Below are 22,915 nucleotides of genomic sequence, written 5' to 3' on the forward strand. Positions count from 1 at the left end.
TCTCTCTCGCGGTGGCCCGCGGGCCCCCCCCCCCGGGGGGGGGGGGGGGGGGGGGGGGGCCCCCCCCCCCCCCCCCCCCCGCCCGCGGCGGCCCCCGGCGCCCCCCCCCCGACCGGGAGCGCCGTACAAGCCCGATCGCGGCGTTGGCGCTCTGGCAAAGGGCACCACCCTTCCCGGCGAGCGCCGCCTTGCGCTCGGGCTTGTACGGCGCTCTATAAGTTACAAGATGAGTGACGGGGTACACTAGCGCCGAAAACGCTCGAGCAGGCCGTCGAGTTCATCGAGGCTGGTGTAGCGAATGGTGACCTGGCCCTTGCCGGAGTTCGAGTGCTTGACGCTGACCGGGGCACAGAGGGTCTCGGTCAGTTCCTGCTCGAGGCGCTGGATGTCGGCCGACTTCGGCCCCGGTTTCGGTTTCTTCTCCTCCGGCTGGCCCTCGCGCATGCGCCGCACCAGGGCCTCGGTCTGGCGCACGGACAGGTCCTTGTCGACCACCTCGCGCGCAGCACGGATCTGGTCGGCCCGCTCGAGGGTGAGCAGGGCGCGGGCGTGGCCCATGTCGATGAGCTTGCTGTCGACCATCTCGCGCACTTCGGGGGCGAGCTCCATGAGCCTGAGCAGGTTGGTCACCGAGGTGCGCGAGCGGCCCACGCTCTTGGCCGCCTGCTCGTGGGTCAGGCCGAATTCCTCGATCAGGCGCCGGAGCGCGACGGCTTCTTCGAGCGGGTTGAGGTCCTCGCGCTGGATGTTCTCGATCAAGGCCAGGGCCAGGGTGGCTTCGTCGGCGATCTCGCGCACCAGCGCCGGGATGGTCTCCATGCCCGCCATGCGGCAGGCGCGCCAGCGGCGTTCGCCGGCGATCAGCTCGTAGCGGCCCTGCCGGGCCAGCGGACGCACGACGACCGGCTGCACCAGGCCCTGTTCCTTGATCGAGTCCGACAGCTCCTGCAGGCGGTCGGGGTCCATCGCCGAGCGCGGCTGGTAGCGACCGGGCTCGATCGCGTCGAGCGGCAGCTCCTTGAGCCCCGTCAGTTCGCCGCTGGGGCTTTCCTTCTCGGCCGCCGCGCGGGTCTTGCCGAGCAGGGCGTCGAGGTTGCGGCCCAGGGGTTTCTTCTTGCGCGTAGCGGCCATCGGCTCAGGACTCCTGGATACGACGTTGGTCTTCGGCCATGTCCTGCGCGGTGGCTGAAGGCGTCTTCGCCGCCTCGCCCATGCGCCGCAGGTACTCGCCGGCCAGGCCCAGGTAGGCCACCGCGCCGCGCGAGTCGCGGTCGTAGTGGATCACCGACTGACCGTAGCTGGGCGCCTCGGCCACGCGCACGTTGCGCGGGATGACCGTGGCGTAGAGCTTGTCGCCGAAATGCTCGCCGAGCTGGCGCGAGACCGCCCCGGAAAGATTGTTGCGGATATCGAACATGGTGCGCACCAGGCCCTCGATCTCGAGTTCGGGGTTGACCGAGTCCTGGATCTGCTCGATCGTGCCCAGCAGCGCCGTCAGACCCTCGAGCGCGTAGTACTCGCACTGCATCGGAATCAGCACCGAATCGGCGGCGGTCAGGGCGTTGAGCGTGAGCACGTTCAGCGACGGCGGGCAATCGATAATGATGTGGTGGTAGCGCGAGGCGGCGTTGGCCAGCGCGCCGCGCAGTACGGTGGCGCGATCGTCCTCGTCCATCAGCGCCACCTCGGCGGCGGTCAGGTCGCCGTTGGCCGGCACCAGGTCGAAGCCCATCGCCTCGACCGGCACGGCCGCCTCCGAAATCGCGCACTCGCCCAGCAACACCTCGCAAAGCGTGTTCTGGTCGTCACCGAGCTCGATGCCCGAACCGGTCGTGGCGTTGCCCTGCGGATCGATGTCGACCAGCAGCACGCGGCGCTTGAGCTCGGCCAGCCCGGCGGCAAGATTGAGCGCCGTGGTGGTCTTGCCCACGCCGCCCTTCTGGTTGGTTACGGCCACGATGCGGGCCCGTCGCTGTGTCATGACTTCCTCAGGATGGCCAGGCTGCGGGCACTTTCCGCGCCGGGCACGTTCAGTTCGATGGTTTCGACATTGTACGCATCCGCCACCGCGGCGCACTCGTCTTGTTCCAGCCGGCCCTTCATGGCCAGCAGGGTCGCCCCGGCCGACAGCAGGTGGCCGAGCTGCTCGACCAGGCGCGGCAACGGCGCCAGGGCACGCGCCACCACCTGGTCCGGCGCGGTCTCGGGAACAAACGTCTCGAGGCGGGCCTGCACCGGCTCGATGTTGACAAGGCCGAGTTCGCGGCGGACCTGGCGCAGGAAGCGCACCTTCTTGCCGTTGCTGTCGACCAGCACGAACCGGATATCCGGGCGAGCGATCGCCAGCGGCACGCCCGGCAGGCCGGCGCCCGTTCCGGCGTCGACGATCGTTCGACCCTCAACCCAGCGCAGGATACTCAGGCTGTCGACCAGGTGGCGGTCGACCATGGCCAGGGGCTCGTCGACGGCGGTGAGATTATAGGCGCGATTCCAGCGCGAAAGCAGCGCCAGGTAATCGAGCAGGCGATTCCTGCAGTCTTCGTCGAGCGACAGCCCGAGACCTGCCAGGCCCGCGTCCAGCCTGGCGCGCAACGTATCGGCGTTCACGGTTCGGCTCGCTCCCCGTCCGCGGTTTCGGTTTCATCGTCGGGCGCGGTCGACGGCGGCAGATCACGATGGTGATGACAGGCGACCTGCTGCCCGCCCTCGAGCATTTCGAGCTCGGGCACCTTTTCGGCGCAGAGCTCGGTGGCGAAGGGACAGCGCGTGCGAAACACGCAGCCCGACGGCGGGTCCAGCGGGGAGGGCATGTCGCCCTGGATCGAGCGACGGGCCCGGGCGCGCTCGCGCACCGGATCGGGGATCGGCACCGACTCGATCAGGGCCCGGGTGTAGGGGTGGCGCGGCTCGCGATAGATGCTGGTGCGATCGGCCAGCTCCATCACCTTGCCCATGTACATCACCAGGATGCGGTCGGAGACGTGGCGCACGATCGACAGGTCATGGGCGATGAAGATCAGCGACAGCTGCAGCTTCCTCTGCAGGTCCTTGAGCAGGTTGACGATCTGCGCCTGGATGGACACGTCGAGCGCGCTGACCGGCTCGTCGCAGACGACCAGGCGGGGATTGACGACCAGGGCGCGGGCGATGCCGACGCGCTGGCACTGGCCGCCGGAAAACTCGTGCGGATAGCGATTGATCTGGTCCGCTCGCAGACCCACCAGCTTGAGGATGCCGGTCACGCGCTCGCGGATCTGCAGGCGCGACATCGACGGGAAGAAGGTCTTGAGCGGCTCGGCGACGATGTCGCCGACGGTCATGCGCGGGTCGAGCGAGCCCTGCGGATCCTGGAAGATCAGCTGGATCTCGCGGCGCTTGCGCCTGAGGGTTTCTTCGCTGGCGCCGACCAGGTCCTCGCCCAGCCACAAGATCTCGCCGTGCCCGGGACGCTGCAGCCCCAGCAACGCCCGCGCCAGGGTTGACTTGCCGCAGCCCGACTCGCCGACGATGCCCAGGGTCTCGGCCGGGTAGACGTCGAAACTCACGCCGTCGACGGCGCGGATGCTGCGGTAGTTGTGGCGAAACAGCGAACCGGTGTCGACGCGGAAGCTCACCTGCAGATCGCGAACCTGGAGCACGGGCTTGCGCATCAGCCGGCCTCCGCTTTCGTCGGCAGGCTGTCGAGATGGCAACGCTTGAACCGACCCTCGCCGAGATCCTCGAAGGCGGGGCGCTCGCGGCACTTGTCCCAGGCGTAGGGACAGCGGTCCCGGAACGGGCAGCCCTCGGGCACGTCGAGCAGATTCGGCGGGTTGCCGGGAATGGCGTGCAGGATGCCCGAGTCGTGGCGATCCAGGCGCGGCACCGAGGCCAGCAGGCCCTCGGTGTAGGGATGCCGCGGGTCGGCGAACAGCTCGTCGACGCCGGCCATCTCCATCTCCTGGCCCGCGTACATGACCAGTACGCGATGACACAGGCCGGCGACCACGCCCAGGTCGTGGGTGATCAGCAGGATGGCGGTCGACGACTGAGTCGAGAGCTCGCCCATGAGCGAGTTGATCTGCGACTGCACCGTGACGTCCAGCGCCGTGGTCGGCTCGTCGGCGATCAGCAGGTCGGGCTGACACAACAGCCCCATGGCAATCATCACGCGCTGGCACATGCCGCCGGAGAGCTCGTGCGGATACTGCTTCATGCGCTGCTCGGGGTCGCTGAGCTGGACCAGGCGAAGCATCTCGATGGCGCGTTCTCGCGCCGGCTTCTTCTTGAGGTTGCGGTGATGGGTCAAGACCTCGACGAGCTGGTCGCCCACGGTCATGTAGGGGTTGAGCGAGGACACCGGGTCCTGGAAGATCATCGAGATCTTCGATCCCCGCACGCGGGTCAGTTCCGACAGCGACATGCCCAGCAGTTCCTGGCCGCGGAACTTGACCGAGCCGGACGCCTGCCCGTTCTCGGCCAGCAGCCCCATCAGGGCCAGCGCCGTCTGCGTCTTGCCCGAACCCGACTCGCCCACCAGCCCCAGCGTCTCGCCGGGCTCGAGATCGAAACTGATCCCGTTGACCGCGTGCACGACGCCGTCGGGGGTGTCGAAGGAGACGGTGAGATCGCGGACTTCAAGCAGGGCCATGGCACATTCCTTCGGAATGAAATCTCAAATCCGAAGCACCAAATCTCAAACAAATTCCAAATCCGAAAATACCAAAACCCAAACGAGCACCCACCGGGTTTCGTTTCGAATTTCGTGCTTCGTATTTCGAATTTCCTTCGAATTTCGTATTTCGGATTTCGTGCTTTTTCATTGTCTGTCCTTCGGATCGAGCGCGTCCCTCAGACCATCACCCAGGAAGTTGAACGCGAACAGCGTCACCGCCAGGAAGCAGGCCGGATAGAGCAGGGACCACGGCGCGGTATCCATTTCCTGCGCGCCCTCGTTGACGAGCGCGCCCCAGGAGGTCAGCGGCTCCTGCACGCCCAGGCCGAGGAAGCTCAGGAAACTCTCGACCAGGATCACCTGCGGGATGGTCAGGGTGACGTAGACGATGACGACGCCGAGCAGGTTGGGCACGATGTGGCGACGGATGATCTGCCACTCGGTCGCGCCGCAGGCGCGCGCGGCCTCGACGAAATCCTTGTTCTTGAGGCTCAGCGTCTGGCCGCGGACAATACGCGCCATATCGAGCCAGTTGATCGCACCGATGGCCACGAAGATCAGGAAGATGTTGCGCCCGAAGACCACCATCAGCAGGATCACGAAGAACATGAAGGGCATGGCGTAGACCGCGTCGACGACGCGCATCATGACGTTATCGACGCGACCGCCGACGTAGCCGGCAAAGGCGCCCCAGGTCACGCCGATGAACAGCGAAACCAGCGTGGCGACCAGGCCCACGAGCAAGGAAATCCGCCCCCCGATCATGGTGCGCACGAACAGGTCGCGGCCGAGCGCGTCGGTGCCGAAGACATGGCCGTTGTCGATCGACGGCGGCGTGGAGTAATTGTCCCAGTCCGGGATCTCGTGATCCCAGTCCGACAGCATCGGGCCGAAGGTCACCAGCGCCACGATCAGCACCAGGATGCCCAGCGCGGCCACCGCCGCGCGGTTCTTCAGCAGCCGCTGCCAGGCATCGACGTACAGCGAGCGCCCGCGCACTTCGCGCGTATCGAGCGCTTGTTCGAAGGCGTCGCGGGCGGCTTCATTCATGAGTCGCTGTCATACCGGATGCGCGGGTCGAGCCAGGCGTAGAGCAGGTCGACCAGGAAATTGAACAGGATGATGAGCACACCATAGAGGATGACCACGCCCATCACCAGCGTATAGTCGCGGTTGAGCGCGCCCTGCACGAAGTAGGAGCCGATCCCGGGGATGGTGAAGATGCGCTCGACCACCACCGAACCGGTGAGGATCGCCGCCGCCGCCGGTCCCAGGTAGGAAATCACCGGCAGCAGCGCCGGCTTGAGCGCGTGGCGCAGGATCACCTCCTTCTCGGGCATGCCCTTGGCGCGCACCGTGCGGATGTAACTGGCGTGTAGCACCTCGATCATCGAGCCGCGGGTGATGCGCGCGATGTAGGCGATCATCGGCAGCGCCAGCGTGATCACCGGCAGTATCATCCGGTCGAAGCTGAAGGCCCAGCCGCCGGCCGGCACCCAGCCGAGCACGATCGCGAACAACAGGATCAGCAGCGGGGCCATGACGAAATTGGGGATCGAGATGCCGACCATGGCGACGCTCATCAACGCGTAGTCGGCCGGCCTGTTCTGCCGCAGCGCCGCCCAGGCGCCGGTCAACACGCCGAGAATCAGCGCCAGGAACAGCGCCGCCCCCCCGAGCGCGAACGACACCGGCGCGCCCTGGACGATCAGATCGTTGACCGACCAGTCGCGGTAGTGGAACGAGGGCCCGAGGTCGCCCCGCGCGATCTGCCAAAGGTAGCGTCCGTACTGGAACACCAGCGGCTCGTCGAGGTGGTACTTCGCCGCCAGGTTGGCCTCGATATCCGGCGGCAAGGCCCGCTCCGAGTCAAACGGCCCGCCGGGCGCGATGCGAATCAGGAAAAAGGCAAAAGTGATCAGGAGGAACAGCGTTGGGATGGCTGATGCCAATCTGCGGAGCGAGTATTTCAACATCGGACCGGGCCCTTGCCGAAATGATCAAGTATCAAGCAACCTTCAGACCCAAAATGACCAAGTACCAAGCACCAATTTACAAACAATGTCCAAATTCCAATGATCCAAACTGCCACTGTGGCGAAGTCGGAGTCGGCATCGACGTCTCGTTTGATCATTCCAAAATTGGTCATTGGTTCTTGTTTGGTACTTGGAATTTGTAATTTGGTCATTCGCGCGCTCACTATTCCGCCTCCGCGCTTTCTTCGACCACCTCATCTGCCACTTCACTCCGCGCTTTCACCAAGTACATATACCGCGTCAAATGGTGATCCATGACGTTTTCATCCCAGCCCTTCAGGCGCGGGTTGATGAGGCGCTTGGTGACGTAGTTGTAGACGGGCAGGATGACCTGGTCGGCCAGGATCATGCGTTCGGCCTCGGCCATCAGGTTGCGGCGGCTGGCGGCGATGCGCTCGGAGGCGATGCGCTCGAGCAGGCGATCGAAGCGCGGATTGTCGTAGCCGGCGTCGTTGCGGCCGTGCTCAGAGTGGAACAGCTCCAGGAAGGTGAAAGCGTCCTGGTAGTCGCCGATCCAGCCCGAGCGAAACACCTCGGTGACCCGGCGCTGGGCTCGATTCTGCAGGAAGACCCGAAACTCCTCGTTGATCAGGCGCGTTCGAACGCCGAGCACCTGCTTCCACATCGCGGAGATGGCCACGGCGATCTTGCGGTGGTTCTCGGATGTGTTGTAGCGCAGCTCGACGGCCAGCGGTCGCTCCTCGCTGTAGCCGGCCTCGCGGTAGAGGCGCCGGGCCGCCTGTTCGCGCTCTTCCTGCGTCATGCCGGCCCAATCGGTCTCGGGCGGTTCGTATCCGGGCAGGCCCGGCGGCACCAGGTTGAAGGTCGGGATCTCGCCGAAGCGGCTGACCCGCTCGGTCAGGATCTCCCGGTCGATGGCGAGCGTGAGCGCCTGGCGCAACTCGAGGTTGTCCTCGAACGGTTCCCGGCCGAGATTGAAGGAGAAAAAGTAGGTCCCGAACCAGGGCGTGACCATCAGCGCCTCATCCAGATTCTTCCGCAGCCACTGGAACTGGTTCGAGGGCACCTGGTAGGTCCAGTGCAGGTCGCCGGCGCGAAAACGGCTGAACTCGGTGTTCTCGTCCTCCAGCGGGTGGTAGACAACGCGCTCAACGATGACCTCGTCGGCGGCCCGGTAGTGCGGGTTGCGGACCAGCTCGATGCGGGATCGAACGCGCCAGTCATCGAGCCTGAAAGCGCCGTTGGAGACCAGGTTGCCCGGCCGGACGTGACTGTCGCCGTGGGCCTCGACCCCCTGGCGCCACACCGGGTAGGTGGTGGGATGCGTCAGCAGGCCCAGGAAGTACGGCGTGGGGTGCTTGAGCTCGACCTGGAAGGTCAGCTCGTTGAGGGCCACCACATCGAGCTCTTCCGGCGGCAGCTCACCGGCGAAAATCGCCTCGGCGTTGGCAACCGGCGAAAGCATGCGGCTGTTGGACGCGCCGGTGGCCGGATCGACGGCCCGCCGCCACGACCAGACAAAGTCTTCGGCCGTGACCGGCTCGCCGTTGCTCCAGCGCCCGTCCGGATCGAGGAAGAAGGTATAGGTCATCCCGTCGCGGCTGATGTCCCAGTGCTGCGCCGCACCCGGCACGATGCGCCCGTCCGGGGCCGTCGTCGTCAGGCCCTCGAACAGGTCGTGCAGGATATTGGACGCGGGCACGCCCTCGGACAGGTGCGGATCGAGGGTCTGCGGCTCTTCGCCGTTGCCGCGGTGGACGACCTGCGATTCGGCCAGGATCTCGGGAAGCGGCCGGCCCTCGTCGTCGAGCACCACCGCAACCGGCTCGGCGAAAACCGGCACCGGCTCGGGCGGCTGCTCGGACTGCTCGCCGCAGCCGGTCAGCAGGGCCGGCAGACACAGCCACAACAGGCGCCTCACGGCAGCGATATCCAGCGCGAGAGATGGATGTCCATGGGATTGTCCTCGAATCCGCGCACGTTCGGGTCCACGAGATGCCTGGAGACATAGTAGTACAGGGGCACGATGACCTGTTCATCGAGCAGCCGGGTTTCGGCCTCCCGGAGCGTGGCGAGCCGCTGATCGCCCCGCTGTCCCTGCGCGCGGCGCACCAGGCCGTCGAAGACGGGATCGTCGAAGAAGGTGTAGTTGCCCGGGCTGTCGCCCTCGAACAGCTGCAGAAAATTGACCGCGTCGCGCCAGTCCGCGATCCAGCCGCCGCGGAACACTTCGGTGATGCGGCCCTGGCGGCGGTTGGCGATGAACACTTTCCACTCCTCGTTGACCAGGCGCGTGTGCACGCCCAGGTGCAGCTTCCACATCGCCGCGATGGCGGCGGCCATGCGACGGTGGGTCAGCGAGGTATTGAATCGCAACTCGACCTTCAGCGGGCGGTCTTCGTCGTAGCCGGCCTCGCGGTAGAGGCGCCGCGCCTCGGCCAGGCGCTCGTCGGCCGGCAGCGGCGGCTCGCGGCCGTCCGGCCAGCCGGGCATGCCCGGCGGCACCAGGCCCCAGGCCGGCAATTCGCCGGAGCCGAGCACGCGCTGGGTAATGATCTCGCGGTCGATGGCCAGGCTGAGCGCCCGCCGCAACTCGGGGGCATCGGCGAAGGGCTCGCGAGAGAGATTGAAAGCCAGAAAGAAGCTGCCCAGGTAGGGCGCGATCCGCAGCTCGTCGCCGAAGCGTTCGCGCAGCCAGTCGATACGGCCCGGCGGAATGGTCTCGGTCACGTGCAGCTGCCCGGCCCGATAGCGGTCCAGCTCGACGTTGGGCTGCTCGATGACGTGCCAGCTCACGCCTTCGAGGGCGACCTGGTCGGCCTGTCGGTAATGCGGGTTGGGTCGGAGCGCCAGGTGCGCCCCCGGCACGTGTTCGGCCAGCACGAAAGCACCGCCGTAGCGCGACGCCGCCTCGCCCGGCCAGGGATAGGTGACCGGGTGCGTCAGCAGTTCACCGAACCAGGGCAGCGGGCGTTCCAGGCGCACTTCCAGCCGGTCGGGCGCCGGCGCGGCGATGCCGAGGGCCTCGACTTCGGCCTGCCCCGTTCGCACGGCCTGCGCGTTTGCCACCGGATCGAGCAGGGCGGCGGTGGGCGATGCCGTGGCCGGATCGAGGGCCCGCCGCCAGCCGGCGACGAAATCCTCGGCCACGATCGCCTCGCCGCCGGACCAGCGCGCCGTCTCGTCAAGCTCGAACGTCCAGACCCGGCCGTCGTCGCTGATCGACCAGGATTCGGCCACACCCGGGATCAACCCGGCCTGCGCGTCGAAGGTCAGCAGCCCTTCGTGCAGGTCGCGCAGCACGTTCAGCGCCGACAGGCTCTGGGCCTTGTGAATGTCGAGCGAGTCCGGCTCGGGGCCGACACCCCGGTGCAGCGTCGCGCCATGCGCCGCACTCACGAGCAGCAAGAAAACAAAAAACACTGGAACCACCGAAAGCACCGAAGACACCGAATTACTCAAACATGGAAAGCATGGCGGCAATCGGGTTGAACCGCCAAGACGCGAGCTTCGGTGGTCTGTACTGGATCCTTGTTGTCTTTTCATTCGGTGTATTCAGTGTCTTCGGTGGTTCCGCTTTTTTCTGGCTCGACTCGGGTTCAGCACGAACTTCCATGCAGCATCCGGACAAAAAAGCGATAATCGGCGCCTCATTCTAGCCGGCAGTTGCGTCTTGAATCCCGACACCATCCTGACCGACAAGCGCGAGCTCGCCGCCTGGCTCGAATCCGGCTGCAAGCCGGAGTCGGACTGGCGCATCGGCACCGAACACGAGAAGTTCGGCTTCTGCACCGAGTCGCTGCGACCGCTTCCCTACGACGGCGAGCGTTCCATCCGCGCCATGCTCGAGGGCATGGCCGAGCAGTTCGACTGGGAGCCGGTGCTCGAGGACGGGCTGCCGATCGCGCTCAAGAAGGACGACTGTTCGATCACGCTCGAGCCCGGCGGGCAGCTGGAACTGTCGGGCGGGCTGCTCGACAACCTGCACCAGACCTGCAACGAGGTCAACACGCACCTCGCCCAGGTGCGCGCCGTGGCCGAGCCCCTGGGCATCGGCTTTTTGGGCATGGGCTTCCACCCGACCGCGAAGCTCGAAGACATCGAGTGGATGCCCAAGGCGCGCTACGTGATCATGCGCAACTACATGCCGAAGGTCGGCCGCTTCGGCCACGACATGATGAAGCGCACCTGCACCGTCCAGGTCAACCTCGATTTCTCCAGCGAGGCCGACATGGTGGCCAAGTTCCGCGCCGCCCTGGCCCTGCAGCCGATCGCGACCGCCCTGTTCGCCGATTCACCCTTCGTCGAGGGCCGACCCAGCGGATACCTGAGCTACCGTTCGCACGCCTGGACCGACACCGACCCCGACCGCACCGGCACCCTGCCCTGGGTATTCGAATCGGGCATGGGTTTCGAGCGCTACGTCGATTACATGCTCGACGTGCCGATGTACTTCGTCAAGCGGGGCGAGCGCCTGATCGATTGCGCCGGCCAGAGCTTTCGCGACTTTCTCGACGGTCGGCTGCCGGCGCTGCCCGGCGAGCGTCCGACCCTGGCGGACTGGGAAGACCATCTCACCACCGCCTTTCCGGAAGTCCGCCTGAAGCGTTTTCTGGAAATGCGCGGCGCCGACGGCGGGCCCTGGCGGCGGCTGTGCGCGCTGCCGGCCTTCTGGGTCGGGCTGCTCTACGACGCCGACAGCCTGGCCGCCTGCCTGGCGATGACCAAAGACTGGAACGCGCACGAACGCGAGCAGCTGCGCCTGGACGTGGCCCGCCTGGGGCTGCGCGCCCGAATCCACGGCCGCAGCGTGCGCGAGCTGGCCTCGGAGTTGCTCGAACTGGCCCACCGGGGCCTTGCGCGCCGGCAACGCCTCGACGGCGGCGGCGAACACGAAGGCGGCTTCCTCGAGTCGCTGCAGAAAGTGGTCGACCGCGGCACCACCCCAGCCGAGGTGAAACTGGCCGCCTACGAAGGCGCCTGGGGCGGCGACCTGTCGCAGCTGTTCCGCCAGTACGCCTACTGAAGCGGTCAGTAGGGCAGGGGCAGCTTCGGCTCCAGCGCCAGGAGCTTGTCGCGGAACTCGCTTCGCACCCGTCCGAGCGCCGTTGCCTCGTCGGCGCCGAAGCGCAGGATCAGCCGGCCGGTATCGGCGTCGACCCGCGCCAGGCCCCAGCGATCGGACCAGTCGGCGCGCACCCCGTCGATGCGGGTCACCAGGGCATCCCCGAAATCGGCCTCCCGGCCCATGCGATCGACCAGGGATTGCGACTGCTCGCGCTCGATGTTGACCACGATTTCCGGGCTGGCACGGAACTGCGGCTGTTCGGCCAGGATCTCGTCGACCTCGCGCGTGTCCGCGGCCAGGATCTCGAGCAGGCGGGCGGCCGCGTAGATGGCGTCGTCGAAGGGATACCAGCGATCGTTGATGAAAAGATGGCCGTTCATGTCGCCGCCGAGCGGCGCATTCTCCTCGCGCAGGCGGCGGGCGACCGGCTGCTGGCCGGTGGCGGTCATCACGCCGCGCCCACCGGCGTGCTCGACCACGCGCTGGAGATGGCCGGAACAGCGCACGTCGAAAACGACGGCCGCGCCCGGATTCGCTGACAGGATATCGGCGGCGAGCAACATCATCAGACGATCCGGCCAGACGATTTCACCGTTCTTGGTGATCAGCGCCAGGCGATCGGCGTCGCCGTCGAACGCGATGCCGAGTTCGGCCTGGAAGTTGCGCACGCAAAGGCGCAAGTCTTCCAGGTCGTCGGGCGAGGACGGATCCGGCCGATGGTTGGGGAAGGCGCCGTCGACGTCGCAGTAGAGCGGAATCAGGTCCACGCCCACGGCCTGCAGCAGCCGGGGAATCACCGTGCCGCCCACGCCGTTGCCGCAGTCGATCACGACCTTGAGCGGGCGCTCGAGCTGAATATCGGTGGTCAGGCGCTTACCGTAGCGCTCGAGGATGTCCTGCTGTTCGTAGCTGCCCTCGCCCTTGACGAAATCGCGGTCCGCTACCCGGCCGGCCAGCTGCGCCATGCCTTCCGGATCGATCAGGTCGCCGCCGATCATGACGCGAAAACCGTTGTACTTGGGCGGGTGGTGCGAACCGGTCACCATCACGCCGCAACCCTCGGCCAGCTCGGCGGCGGCGAACCACAGCAGCGGCGTGGGCACCGCGCCGATCTCGATGACGTTCATGCCGGCATTGCGCAGGCCGCGAATCAGGGCCGAGAGCAGGATGGGGCCGCTGAACCGGCCGTCGCGGGCCACGGCAACGCGCGAGAAGCCGCGTTCGCGGGCCGCCGAACCGATGGCCTGGCCGATCTCGGTCGCCATCGGGGCGGTGAGATCCTCGTCGACCACGCCCAGGATGTCGCCGGGGCGAAAGATGCCGGACGGCAGGGTCGGCAAGCCACCGGCCGCGTCGCCCTGCTCGGACGTTGATGACGCTTCGGCCAACGGCTCGGGTTCCGGCTCCGGCTCCGGCTCCGGTTCGGGTTCGGGTTCCGGTTCCGGTTCCGGTTCGGGTTCTGGCTCCGGTACGGGTTCCGGCTCGGGCTCCGGTTCGGGTTCCGGCTCGGGTTCCGGCTCGGGTTCTGGCTCTTCGTCCAGGCTGAACGCGTCCTGCGCATCCGCCTCGGTGGCCGAATCGGGCCCGTCGTCGCCGCGCCGCGCGTCCTCGTCTTCCAGCGCCAGTTCGAGATCATCGCCGCTCGACGGTACGGCGGTCGTTTCCTCGCCCTGCGCGTCCGGGCCGGTTTCCGCGTTCAGCGCGGCATCGAGCGCGTCCTCCTCGCGGCGATCATCGGCGTCGCTGAACGCGAAGTCCAGATCGAGGCCCTTGTCGGCCTCGGCGCCCGGCGCCTCGTCGGATTCAGATTCGGATTCGATTTCGGGTTCGGGCTCGGGCTCGGGCTCGGGCTCGGCTTCATAATCCTCGCCGGGCTCCGGCAGCGCTTCCTCGTCGGGCTCGATCGTGTCCTGCGCGAAATCGAAGTCGTCGCCGGGCGCGGGGGCAGGCGCCTCGCTCTTCCCGGTCTTGCCAGCGGGCGTGTCCTCGGGTGCGTCGCCTTGCTTGGGCGCGTCCTCCGCCGCTTCGGGGCGGGCGCCAGCACCGTCCTCCTCGGCATCGATCTGCTCGTAGATTTCGTCCAGGTCCGGCACGTCGAACCCGACATCCGCGGCCGGCCGCTTTCGCTCACCGCCGCCCTTGCTCGCCGGCTGACCGGCATCGGCAAAGGGCGCGTCGCCGCCGTGCTCGTCGAGCATCCAGTCCGGCAGTTCCTGCTGGCCGTCGTCGGATTTCGCGTCGCTGGCGCCGGCCGCCGCGGGCGCCTGAGCCGAAGCCGCTTCCGCCGGCGCGTCTTCGGCCGCGGCCGCCCGATCGTCCTCGGCCTCGGCGGACTCACCGGCCGCGGCGCCCGATCGGCGCATCACCGCGCCGGCGCCGAGCAGCAGCAGGCCCAGGGCAGCCACCCCGCCGGCCAGGACGGGCGAGGGCCCGGCAGCCGCGCGGGCGGTCGTCCAGTTCAGGCGCAGCTGGCTGCCGGCAATCGTCGCCTGGCCGTCCGGCACCCGGTCGTCGGCCAGGCGGCCCTTGCTCTCGATGACGGTGTCGCCCTGTTGCAGCGCCAGCCAGCCGTCGGCGCCGGGCTGGGCCAGGCGACGCGTCACCACGCTGACCGGGAGTCGAATGAACAGGTATCCGGCAACGACCGGTTCTTCTTCGGAGTCGGACCGATGCAGCGCCCGGGCGAAGGCGAGATTCTCGTTGGCCGTGCCGGGATAGTGAACCTCGGCCGGCGCCTCACGCTGCCGGCGGGCCTCGAGCAGCATCTGGACGACGGAAAAATCCGGCTCGGGGTAGGCGCCGATCTCGATGTCCTCGACGTTGGCCGGAAACACGCGCACATCGAGCAGGTTGGCCACGCCGGCCGTTCTCAGGCTGCCACGCAGCGCGTCCGAATCCCGCTCACCGGCGAGCACGTCGCGGGCGGCTTCGACCACCTCCGGTGAAGACAAGGCCTCGCTGACCCGCGTGATGGCCGACCCGATGTCGTCAATGGTATTACGCGCGGCATTGTCGGTCGGGCCAGCGTCGCTGGAAGACAGGGCGCTCCAGAGCAACCACAGGGCGGCCAGAAGCACGAGCGCACCGATCGCCATGAGCGCCGGCGCCGCCTGCTTCACGAGTCCGCTGCCGGACAGCTCGGGTCGAGCGGGCAACTTGACCATGTCAGATCACCCCCGTGTGTCCGATGCCCCCGTCCGCCCGCTCGCTCGCCTCGAACTGCTCGACGACATCGAGGCGAACCTGGACCACCGGGACGACCACGAGCTGGCACACGCGCTGCCCGGGCTCGATGCGAATCGGCGCATCGGCGCGATTCCAGCAGGAGATCCTGACCTCACCCTGGTAGTCGCTGTCAATCAGGCCGACCAGGTTGCCGAGCACCAGGCCCTGCTTGTGCCCCAGCCCGGAGCGCGGCAACAGCACCGCGGCCAGCGCCGGGTCGTCGAGATGGATGGCCAGGCCCGACGGCAGCAGGGCAGTCTCGCCCGGCTCGAGGGTGAACGGCTCGTCCAGGCAGGCGCGCAGGTCCATGCCGGCGGAGCCGGACGTGGCGTACTCGGGCAGCGGCCACTCCCCGCCCAGGCGCGGATCAAGAATCCTGACTTTCAGGTCTTTCATCGGTTCGACTTTCCCTCTCGAGCATTCTTTCGGCGATGATAGCAACCAGTTCGCGCGCCAGGGTCGCCTTGGGCTTCGGCGAAAGCGTCCAGTGCTCCCGGGCGCCGTAGACTTCCAGCGCATTGTCCTCCGTATCGAAACCCAGCCCCTTGCCGACCCGGTTGGCGGCGATCAGGTCGAGATTCTTGGCCGCGAGCTTGCCGCGGGCGGCCGCCTCCAGGTCGCGTGTTTCGGCCGCAAAGCCCACGACCATGCGCGGTCGCCCGGACCGAGCGGCCACCTCGGCCAGGATATCGGGGTTGGGCACCAGTTCCACGCTCAGCGACTCGCCGGATTTCTTGATCTTGTCGCCCGACTCGCTCGCCGGCCGGTAGTCGGCCACCGCCGCCACGCCGACGAAGCCGTCGGCGCCGTCGATGCGCGCCATCACGGCCGCGTGCATTTCGCGGGCCGTGCCCACATCGACCCGATGCACACCCGGTGGCGTGGCCAGGGATGTCGGTCCGGCCACCAGGTCGACCGCCGCGCCGGCTTCCACCAGGGCAGCGGCCAGGGCAAAACCCATCCGGCCCGAGGAACGGTTGCCGATGAAACGCACCGGATCGAGCGGTTCGTGCGTGGGCCCGGCGGTGACCACGAACCGCAAGCCCGCCAGCGGGCCGCCCTCTCCGGCCAGTGCCGCCACCAGCTCCGCGGGTTCGAGCATGCGCCCCTGGCCATGCTCACCACAGGCCTGCGAGCCGGCACCCGGCCCCAGTATCCGCATACCGCGCCTTTCGAGCACGGCACAGTTGTCGCCGACCGACGGCGAGGCCCACATGACACGATTCATGGCCGGTGCCAGCCAGATGCGCGCCTCAGTGGCCACGACCAGGGTCGACAGCAGATCGTCGGCCAGGCCAGCGGCGAAGCGGGCGATGGCATGGGCGGTGGCCGGCGCCACGAGGATTTCGTCGGCCCAGCGCGCCAGCTCGATATGCCCCATACCGGCCTCGGCGTCGGGGTCGAGCAGCTGGGTGCGCACGCGATGGCCGCTGACCGCCTGCAGGGTCAGCGGCGTGATGAACGCCTCCGCGCCGGCGCTCATGACCACGCGCACGTCCGAGCCGGCGTCGCGCAGGCGGCGCACCAGTTCCGGTGTCTTGTAGGCGGCGATCCCCCCGGTCACGCCGACCAGAATCTTCTTGCCTTCGAACGTGCTCATGAGTTGTCGAGTCGATTTCCTACACGGAAGCGGGACGGTGGCCGATTTCGAAGGCCCATGCTTGCCGACCAGAATAACGCCCCGGTGACCATCCATAAAGCACGAACATGCGAATAGCCGACTGGCCCATGACCGAACGTCCGCGCGAGCGCCTGCTGGCGAGCGGCCCGACGGGACTCAGCGACGCCGAATTGCTCGCCATCCTGCTCAGAACCGGCGCACGCGGCCGCTCCGCGCTCGACCTCGCCCGCGGCCTGATCAATCATCACGGCGGTCTGCGCGGTTTGCTCGAAGCCGATATCGACGGCTTCTGCGACACGCCCGGCCTGGGCCCGGCCAAGTACGCCCAGCTGCAGGCCGCCCTGGAACTGGCCCGACGCCACCTGCGCGAGAACCTCGAACGCGGCCAGCCCCTGACCAGCCCCCAGGCCACGCGAGAGTACCTGCGCGCGGCGCTCCGGGACAGGCCGCACGAAGTCTTCTGCGCCCTGCACCTCGATACCCGCCACCGCGTCATCGCCTTCGACGAGCTGTTCGCCGGCACGATCGACTCGGCCCATGTCCACCCGCGTGTCGTGGTCGAAAAAGCGCTTTCACGCCGCGCCGCGGCCCTGATCGTCGCCCACAACCACCCGTCTGGCATCGCCGAGCCGAGCCAGGCCGATCTCGCCATCACCCGACGACTCAGGGACGCGCTGGGCCTGGTCGATATCCGCCTGCTCGACCACTTCATCGTCGGCGACGGCGAGGTCGTGTCGCTGGCCGAACGCGGCCTGGTTTGAGCAGCGGACTTGACGCAGCACCGTGGACCGATGGTAGAAAGTGCCCGAGGGGCTCGCATGCGCCAACACGGTACCGGCAGACATGACTCAAAGAAATTGCGCCATCGGACTCAGCCTGCTGGCCGGCACACTACTGGCCTCCAATGTGTGCGCAAGCTCAGTACTCCCGGTTACCTTCGAGTATATGAAGGACGGGACCGATGCGCTGGTCCGGGCGGAAGTCCTCGACAAGGAGGTCAGCCGCGTCACGCTCGACTACGTGGATCGGACGGGGCGCAGGACAGAATCCACAAATATCTACACACGCTATGCGCTGAATATCAAGGACACCCTGTACGGCGACGACCTGGGCGAGTCTGTGACGCTGTACATGCCCGGTGGCGAGTTGGGAAATGAGTTTCGTGAGGTTAGCGATGCATTCGAGCTGGAGCCGGGCTGGGATATCGTCATCCATCTCCAACACGATGAAGTCAACGATATCTATTTCTCCACCGGAACGGCTCACACGGTATTCCTGGCGCGCGAGATCGAGGGACAGGAAGTGTTCGTCAACCTCGCGGATCTTCCGAATGCAACGCTCGACCGCGATGCCCTGTTGAACCTTCGCACCAACATCTCACCCGACGACCGGATCCGCGACCCGGAAGAATCCGCAATCACCAACTACGAGGCATTGAAGAAGATGTCTCGGGCGATCGAAGAATGACCCCTCGACCAATCCTGTCAGCGCAATCCACGAGACGAATCGACCTCTCCACCGAAACCAAAGCAGATCTTGACAGCCCCCCCCCCGGACCTTGATAGGTTCTTCTACAAGGGGCCTGACTTTAAAAACATGGTGTTGACAGTTATGAAAACCTTTCATTCAATCACATTCTTCTGCGTGGCCGGCATGCTGCTGGCCGGCAATGTGTCCGCAAGCTCGGTACTCCCGGTTACCTTTGAGCAGATGAAGGACAACTGGACCGATGCGCTGGTCCGCGCGGAAGTTCTCGACAAGGAGGTCAGCCGCGTCACGCTCGACTACCTGGATCGGACGGGGCGCAGGACAGAATCTACAAATATCTACACACGCTATGCGCTGGAAATCAAGGATACTTTGTACGGGGACGATGTCGGCGGGTCTGTGAGCCTGTACATGCTGGGAGGCGAATTGGAGGATGAGTTTCTGGAGAATAGCTCTGCATTCGAGCTGGAGCCGGGCTGGGATATCGTCATCCATCTCCAGCACGAAGAAGTCAACGACATCTATGTCTCCGCCGGGACGGCTCACACGGTATTCCTGGCACGCCGGATCGAGGGGCAGGAAGTGTTCGTCAATCTCGCGGATCTTCCGAATGTAACGCTTGACCGCGATGCCCTGTCGAACCTGCGCACCAATGTTGAAGTGAACGAGCGGATCCGGGATCCAGAGGAGCCGCCGCTCCTCGAGTATGAAACGCTCGAGAGGATGTTTGCGGAGGAACGCCAGTGAGTGTCACTATCAGCGGGGCGATCAAGACCCAAAGCCATGCCTTTCGAGGATTCTTCGTTCTTGCGCTATCGTTGCTGCCTCTCGAGCAAACCGTGGCGCAGCTCAATCCAAGTTCGGAGGAGCCATCGGAGGTGCGTCGGTGGGCTTCCGGACAAACCCAGTTCTACCTGGGCTCTACGGGCCCGTCGGCCCTTGTCGGCGGCGAGGTTGAAGAGCTCGATCAGCAACTGCTCATCAATGTAGCGTTTGCCTGGAACTATGCTGGCGCCAACATACAGTATGGTGTTGAACCGGACTGTGTTCAGGGTGACCTGTCTCCATGCCCTCCGCTGGGTGACCCAATTGGGAATGGGCAGAATGAGATACATTTCAATTCGAGAAGATTGTCAGGCCTGGAAAACGACCTTGGAACACGATTGTCGCGTGGACAGCCTTATCAGTCCTGCATCCAGCTTCCTTCCGGCATCTGCGTCGAAGGCTGGTATCAGGAAGCCGATATTTTCATCAACCGTGACCTGCTTTTCTATACATGGCTTGACGGCACCTGTGAACCTGGCGCCAGTCCTCCTTCATCTGCAGAATTCGTGGAACAAGTCCTGCTTCACGAGATGGGCCATGCACTGGGCCTATTTCACCCGGGCGACGAGACAGGGCACATCATGTCGGATGGCTTCGGTTGCGAGGCCTCTCCGGCACCGGGCAGGCCCCTTGGGCTGACGGAGAAGGACAAGAAGCAGCTGCGTGCACTGTATGGCCCATTTGACGACGTGGCCGTAGGCATCACTTCGCCTCCGGGCAGCAATACACCGATCTTCCCCGGAAATACGCTCAATCTGGCTGCCAACACCTCGGGGCGCTCGTCAAGTGAAGACCAGGCGCCATCCTCATCCTATTCGCTTCTCTGGCGGAGCGGCGATGACCAACTGGGGTCAGGCGAGAGCATCTCCGTACCTACCGATCTCATTCAGCCCGGGACTCAGGAGATTGTTGCCGAGGCTGTTGATGCACAAGGAGAGCGTCTTGGCAGTGATTCAGTGATGGTCGAAATGGTTACGGAGATCGCTTCGGACGAACACGACATGTTCCATCCTATCCCTTGTGTAGAACACGTGGGAAAGTCGAATGGAGAGTGTGTGCTCATTATTCGGGAAGAGTGGCAGGCGGGCCGCTGCGGATGGTCAAGCAATTCAAGCGAAGCGACCCTAAGTGAAGTGGGCTCCGGCCAGACGTTTCCGGTGACAAAAGCCGGCGACTTCCATTCCCCCTGGGGGCAGGGCTGCGAGGACTTCCAGTGGTTTGAGCTTTTTCATTACGCTTGGCCCTCTGCTGACTCGAACCCGATGCAGCTTCACTTTCAACATACAGCATACAGGTATGGCAACGTGACCGCCCAGAACAACATCACGGGACCCGTCTACAAGGTGACTCCGACACTGAACCATCTTGATTTTCCTTTGGCATGCCACCGTACCGTTGGGGATGCGTCGTGCGAACTGGAGATCAGCTGGGAGGAGCACTACTTCGCCCCATCATCAGCGCTTTTCGCTCGCAACGCCAGTCAGACGCAATGGACAAAGTCGGCTGATATGGCACTTGCTTCCGGAGCGCTGACGCTTGAAATGGATGGCAATCAGGAGTACCGCGATTTTCGAGCATTTCAATACGGTTCCGACGTGAAGATCCCGGACAGCAGCCAGGGACTTCCGGACTTCCGAACGGTGATCTCGGCACCCGAGGGTAGAATGGCTTCGGATCTGCGCGTCCGGGCAGTAGGGCCCATAGATCCCACCGCAGCGCCCGCTTCCGGAAGCTGGCATAACCCGGACCGCTCAGGCAACGTGCTCTTTGTTTCTCGAAATCCCAGCAACCAGTATTTGATGGTCTGGTTGACATACGATGAGTCCGGATCACCGGTATGGTATTTGAGTGATCCAATGGCACCCTCAAACGGCATACTAGAATCGACGCTCTACAAGCCGGTTTTTGATCATGGGTCGTCTTCGATCAGCCTGGAAGACATTGGCACCTTGCGCCTTTCACTTGCGGCGGATTCGGTGGGCGTTCTTTCATGGATGATAGATGGCGAGAGCGCGGGACAGCCCTCCTACGGGGCTGAGCGAGTTGAGTTCTTGCATGGAGGTGCTCAGGAAACAGGATATTGGGCGAGCAGCCATCCAGGCCTTTCTGTTGGCGTGAGCGTTTCAGGGCAGGGAGGCCAAGCGACCACTGTGATTTATCCGTTGTTTTACGACAGCTCGGGTGAGCCTGTCTGGGTCCAGGGCATTAGCCCGGGAGACCCGGAGCTGGAGAATACGACCGACTTGACTCTGTTTGACACAGAAGGATTGTGCCCATCGTGCGTGGGAGAACCTATGGAACTGCTATCCCATGGGGCTGGAAGCATAGGTCTATCGTTGGGATCAAATGCGAGGACATGGCTTGATGCCTCGCTGCCAAGCCAAGCACCTGTCGTAATCGGTTCAGAGAATGTACCGGTCGCGCTGACGAGAATTACGATGCTATCGCAACTTTTGGGCAAGTAGCTATCCCCCGGCAAAGCCGGTAGAGAGGAAGAAGCAGCGCCTCAGAATAAAGCACCGTCGGGTGATTGAATCGAGCAACCGAGGTTCTTGAGCAGGCCGTCCTGGAGGCCGTACATCAGGCCGTGGATTTCGAGGTGTTCGCCCCGGCGCCAGGCGCGCTGGACGATGGGGGATTCGGCCACGCGACCGACGCCGTCGACGACGTTGAGCTCGGCCAGCCGGTCGAGCCGGCTGTGGTCGTCGCCCAGGGCATCGAGCTCGTCACGCCGACGCCGACCGATGCGCCGGATCGGCTCGAGCCAGTGGTCGGCCAGGCCGTGGACGACGTCTTCGGAAGCGGCCTTGACCCCGGCGCAGCCGTAGTGGCCGCAAACGACGATCTTGCCGATACCGAGCACCTCGACGGCGAACTCGAGGGTGGAGAGGAAATTCAGGTCGGCCGGGTGCACCACGTTCGCGACGTTGCGGTGGACGAAGATCTCGCCGGGGTCGCGCCCGGTGATGACATTGGCCGGCACGCGCGAATCGGCGCAGCCGATCCAGAAGTAGTCGGGTTTCTGCACGGCGGCCAGGCGCTCGAAGTACTCAGGCGATTCGCCCAGCATTTTCTCGGCCCAGGCGCGGTTGCCGCGAATCAGGTGGTCGGGCATGGTCGGGGTTCTACCGATGCGAAAGTCGGCATTGTAAGCCGCCCGGGCGGATGGCTCCAATGCATGGGATATCGGCTTCCACCAATTGGTGCTCGCGGGTTAACCCAACTCGCTGATCTGCTCTTTGGACTCGGGGCGTTTGGTGGGCTGGCGCTACCGGGCGGTGTGGGGACCTCGACACGTCAAAGGCGGTTTCGCCCGGCCTGCTTCGCAGGCGCTTTCGGCGAGTACCTTTTTTCCAAAGCGAAAAAAGATACGAAAAATCGCTTTTCAAATTCAAAGTCCCACGATCCGGGGTTTCAGGACTGGAACCGGGAGGAGGCTGGCCCCTTCGGTGGGCGGGCTTCGCGAAGACTCGGTCGGAGGATCTGGTGGCGCTAGCGGGAATGGGACGAAGCCCGCACGAAGACGGCTCGGCTTCGAAGGTGGCGCGCTGCGCGCGCGGGGGCTTGATCCAGGCGCGTAGGATGCGTGGAGGCCCGTAGGGCGGTAACGCATCGGCTGATGCGTTGCGCTTCGCTCCACGCATCCTACGCTTCTCCGCAACCGCGCAGATGGCGCGCGCTCAGCGCGCGGGGGTCAATCCGGAGCGCAAGCCCGGGGTTCCTCCCATGGCCACTTTCGGAAATTATCCCTGGCACCACGCGACCAGCCGGGCTGTCGCGAAGCCCGCTCACCGAAGGGGCCAACCCCCACAGTCGCCAAGCTCCTGGGGAACGTAGGATGCGTGGAGGCCCGTAGGGCCGTAACGCATCGGCCGATGCGTTGCGCTTCGCTCCACGCATTCTACGCTTCTCCGCAACCGCGCCGATGGCGCGCGCAAAGCGCGCGGGGGTCAATCCGGAGCGCAAGCCCGGGGTTCCTCCCATGGCCACTTTCGGAAATTATCCCTGGCACCACGCGACCAGCCGGGCTGTCGCGA

At 65.5% G+C, this 22,915-nt stretch carries 19 protein-coding genes; 6 read left to right on the plus strand and 13 right to left on the minus strand.

Features of this window, described 5'->3' with window-relative positions; genetic code table 11:
* Positions 1-243 precede the first annotated feature (243 nt).
* The 9 genes from ACDC67_RS15320 to ACDC67_RS15360 all read right to left on the minus strand — a co-directional run bounded on the left by ACDC67_RS15320 (position 244) and on the right by ACDC67_RS15360 (position 10,074).
* Positions 244-1,131: a ParB/RepB/Spo0J family partition protein gene (locus ACDC67_RS15320; RefSeq protein WP_376694507.1), complete on the minus strand. Its 888-nt coding sequence runs from the start codon at positions 1,129-1,131 to the stop codon at positions 244-246.
* A gap of 4 nt (positions 1,132-1,135) precedes the next feature.
* Positions 1,136-1,981 (minus strand): ParA family protein, encoded by an 846-nt coding sequence (locus ACDC67_RS15325; RefSeq protein WP_376694508.1) that lies wholly within the window; start codon positions 1,979-1,981, stop codon positions 1,136-1,138.
* On the minus strand, positions 1,978-2,607 hold the full coding sequence (rsmG, locus tag ACDC67_RS15330) for a 16S rRNA (guanine(527)-N(7))-methyltransferase RsmG (protein WP_376694509.1): 630 nt from the start codon (positions 2,605-2,607) through the stop codon (positions 1,978-1,980). Before rsmG ends, ACDC67_RS15325 begins: the two co-directional genes overlap by 4 nt.
* Positions 2,604-3,650 (minus strand): ABC transporter ATP-binding protein, encoded by a 1,047-nt coding sequence (locus ACDC67_RS15335; RefSeq protein WP_376694510.1) that lies wholly within the window; start codon positions 3,648-3,650, stop codon positions 2,604-2,606. Before ACDC67_RS15335 ends, rsmG begins: the two co-directional genes overlap by 4 nt.
* A complete protein-coding gene (locus ACDC67_RS15340; RefSeq protein WP_376694511.1) occupies positions 3,650-4,630 on the minus strand; it encodes an ABC transporter ATP-binding protein in 981 nt (326 codons plus the stop codon). The genes ACDC67_RS15335 and ACDC67_RS15340 overlap by 1 nt, the downstream gene beginning before the upstream one ends.
* A gap of 168 nt (positions 4,631-4,798) precedes the next feature.
* Positions 4,799-5,704 (minus strand): ABC transporter permease subunit, encoded by a 906-nt coding sequence (locus ACDC67_RS15345; protein WP_376694512.1) that lies wholly within the window; start codon positions 5,702-5,704, stop codon positions 4,799-4,801.
* On the minus strand, positions 5,701-6,630 hold the full coding sequence (oppB, locus tag ACDC67_RS15350) for an oligopeptide ABC transporter permease OppB (RefSeq protein ID WP_376694513.1): 930 nt from the start codon (positions 6,628-6,630) through the stop codon (positions 5,701-5,703). The genes ACDC67_RS15345 and oppB overlap by 4 nt, the downstream gene beginning before the upstream one ends.
* Before the next feature lie 223 nt (positions 6,631-6,853).
* Complete coding sequence (locus ACDC67_RS15355; protein WP_376694514.1) at positions 6,854-8,572, minus strand: peptide ABC transporter substrate-binding protein; 1,719 nt, start codon at positions 8,570-8,572, stop codon at positions 6,854-6,856.
* Positions 8,569-10,074, minus strand: a complete 1,506-nt coding sequence (locus ACDC67_RS15360) for a peptide ABC transporter substrate-binding protein (protein ID WP_376694515.1) — start codon at positions 10,072-10,074, stop codon at positions 8,569-8,571. The genes ACDC67_RS15355 and ACDC67_RS15360 overlap by 4 nt, the downstream gene beginning before the upstream one ends.
* A 41-nt stretch (positions 10,075-10,115) precedes the next feature.
* Between ACDC67_RS15360 and ACDC67_RS15365 the strand changes: the two genes are divergently transcribed.
* On the plus strand, positions 10,116-10,310 hold the full coding sequence (locus ACDC67_RS15365) for a hypothetical protein (RefSeq protein ID WP_376694516.1): 195 nt from the start codon (positions 10,116-10,118) through the stop codon (positions 10,308-10,310).
* Between the two features lie 14 nt (positions 10,311-10,324).
* Positions 10,325-11,677, plus strand: a complete 1,353-nt coding sequence (locus tag ACDC67_RS15370; protein WP_376694517.1) for a glutamate--cysteine ligase — start codon at positions 10,325-10,327, stop codon at positions 11,675-11,677.
* 5 nt (positions 11,678-11,682) lie between these two features.
* On the opposite strand, the gene ACDC67_RS15375 is transcribed toward ACDC67_RS15370, so the two are convergent.
* Genes ACDC67_RS15375 through coaBC form a run of 3 tightly spaced genes read right to left on the minus strand, consistent with a single transcriptional unit; the run spans position 11,683 to position 16,544 of the window.
* Entirely contained in the window at positions 11,683-14,883 is a 3,201-nt protein-coding gene (locus tag ACDC67_RS15375) for a phosphomannomutase/phosphoglucomutase (RefSeq protein ID WP_376694518.1), read from the minus strand.
* Between the two features lies 1 nt (position 14,884).
* Complete coding sequence (gene dut, locus ACDC67_RS15380) at positions 14,885-15,340, minus strand: dUTP diphosphatase (protein WP_376694519.1); 456 nt, start codon at positions 15,338-15,340, stop codon at positions 14,885-14,887.
* Positions 15,312-16,544: a bifunctional phosphopantothenoylcysteine decarboxylase/phosphopantothenate--cysteine ligase CoaBC gene (gene coaBC / locus ACDC67_RS15385; RefSeq protein ID WP_376694520.1), complete on the minus strand. Its 1,233-nt coding sequence runs from the start codon at positions 16,542-16,544 to the stop codon at positions 15,312-15,314. Before coaBC ends, dut begins: the two co-directional genes overlap by 29 nt.
* Positions 16,545-16,651: 107 nt before the next feature.
* Here coaBC and radC point away from each other — a divergent pair, with 107 nt between their 5' ends.
* The 4 genes from radC (at position 16,652) to ACDC67_RS15405 (ending at position 21,343) form a co-directional block, all read left to right on the plus strand.
* The gene (gene radC, locus ACDC67_RS15390) at positions 16,652-17,326 is read left to right on the plus strand and encodes a RadC family protein (RefSeq protein ID WP_376694521.1); all 675 of its coding nucleotides are present in this window, start codon (positions 16,652-16,654) and stop codon (positions 17,324-17,326) included.
* Positions 17,327-17,366: 40 nt separating this feature from the next.
* Positions 17,367-18,032: a hypothetical protein gene (locus tag ACDC67_RS15395; RefSeq protein WP_376694522.1), complete on the plus strand. Its 666-nt coding sequence runs from the start codon at positions 17,367-17,369 to the stop codon at positions 18,030-18,032.
* A gap of 144 nt (positions 18,033-18,176) precedes the next feature.
* Positions 18,177-18,800, plus strand: coding sequence for a hypothetical protein (locus ACDC67_RS15400; RefSeq protein WP_376694523.1), 624 nt, complete (start codon positions 18,177-18,179; stop codon positions 18,798-18,800).
* Positions 18,797-21,343: a hypothetical protein gene (locus ACDC67_RS15405; RefSeq protein WP_376694524.1), complete on the plus strand. Its 2,547-nt coding sequence runs from the start codon at positions 18,797-18,799 to the stop codon at positions 21,341-21,343. Before ACDC67_RS15400 ends, ACDC67_RS15405 begins: the two co-directional genes overlap by 4 nt.
* Positions 21,344-21,384: 41 nt before the next feature.
* On the opposite strand, the gene ACDC67_RS15410 is transcribed toward ACDC67_RS15405, so the two are convergent.
* Complete coding sequence (locus ACDC67_RS15410; RefSeq protein WP_376694525.1) at positions 21,385-21,993, minus strand: carbonic anhydrase; 609 nt, start codon at positions 21,991-21,993, stop codon at positions 21,385-21,387.
* Positions 21,994-22,915 lie beyond the last annotated feature (922 nt).

Origin of the sequence: Wenzhouxiangella indolica (assembly GCF_042310355.1) — a bacterium.
Classification (GTDB): domain Bacteria; phylum Pseudomonadota; class Gammaproteobacteria; order Xanthomonadales; family Wenzhouxiangellaceae; genus Wenzhouxiangella.

What these genes read in the sequence shown, in the direction of transcription:
- coaBC (WP_376694520.1), bottom strand. Translation starts at nt 16,544, where the DNA reads ATGAGCACGTTCGAAGGCAAGAAGATTCTGGTCGGCGTGACCGGGGGG.
- oppB (WP_376694513.1), bottom strand. Translation starts at nt 6,630, where the DNA reads ATGTTGAAATACTCGCTCCGCAGATTGGCATCAGCCATCCCAACGCTG.
- ACDC67_RS15320 (WP_376694507.1), bottom strand. Translation starts at nt 1,131, where the DNA reads ATGGCCGCTACGCGCAAGAAGAAACCCCTGGGCCGCAACCTCGACGCC.
- ACDC67_RS15335 (WP_376694510.1), bottom strand. Translation starts at nt 3,650, where the DNA reads ATGCGCAAGCCCGTGCTCCAGGTTCGCGATCTGCAGGTGAGCTTCCGC.
- dut (WP_376694519.1), bottom strand. Translation starts at nt 15,340, where the DNA reads ATGAAAGACCTGAAAGTCAGGATTCTTGATCCGCGCCTGGGCGGGGAG.
- radC (WP_376694521.1), top strand. Translation starts at nt 16,652, where the DNA reads ATGCGAATAGCCGACTGGCCCATGACCGAACGTCCGCGCGAGCGCCTG.
- ACDC67_RS15365 (WP_376694516.1), top strand. Translation starts at nt 10,116, where the DNA reads ATGGAAAGCATGGCGGCAATCGGGTTGAACCGCCAAGACGCGAGCTTC.
- ACDC67_RS15340 (WP_376694511.1), bottom strand. Translation starts at nt 4,630, where the DNA reads ATGGCCCTGCTTGAAGTCCGCGATCTCACCGTCTCCTTCGACACCCCC.
- ACDC67_RS15400 (WP_376694523.1), top strand. Translation starts at nt 18,177, where the DNA reads ATGAAAACCTTTCATTCAATCACATTCTTCTGCGTGGCCGGCATGCTG.
- ACDC67_RS15345 (WP_376694512.1), bottom strand. Translation starts at nt 5,704, where the DNA reads ATGAATGAAGCCGCCCGCGACGCCTTCGAACAAGCGCTCGATACGCGC.
- ACDC67_RS15375 (WP_376694518.1), bottom strand. Translation starts at nt 14,883, where the DNA reads ATGGTCAAGTTGCCCGCTCGACCCGAGCTGTCCGGCAGCGGACTCGTG.
- ACDC67_RS15325 (WP_376694508.1), bottom strand. Translation starts at nt 1,981, where the DNA reads ATGACACAGCGACGGGCCCGCATCGTGGCCGTAACCAACCAGAAGGGC.
- ACDC67_RS15410 (WP_376694525.1), bottom strand. Translation starts at nt 21,993, where the DNA reads ATGCCCGACCACCTGATTCGCGGCAACCGCGCCTGGGCCGAGAAAATG.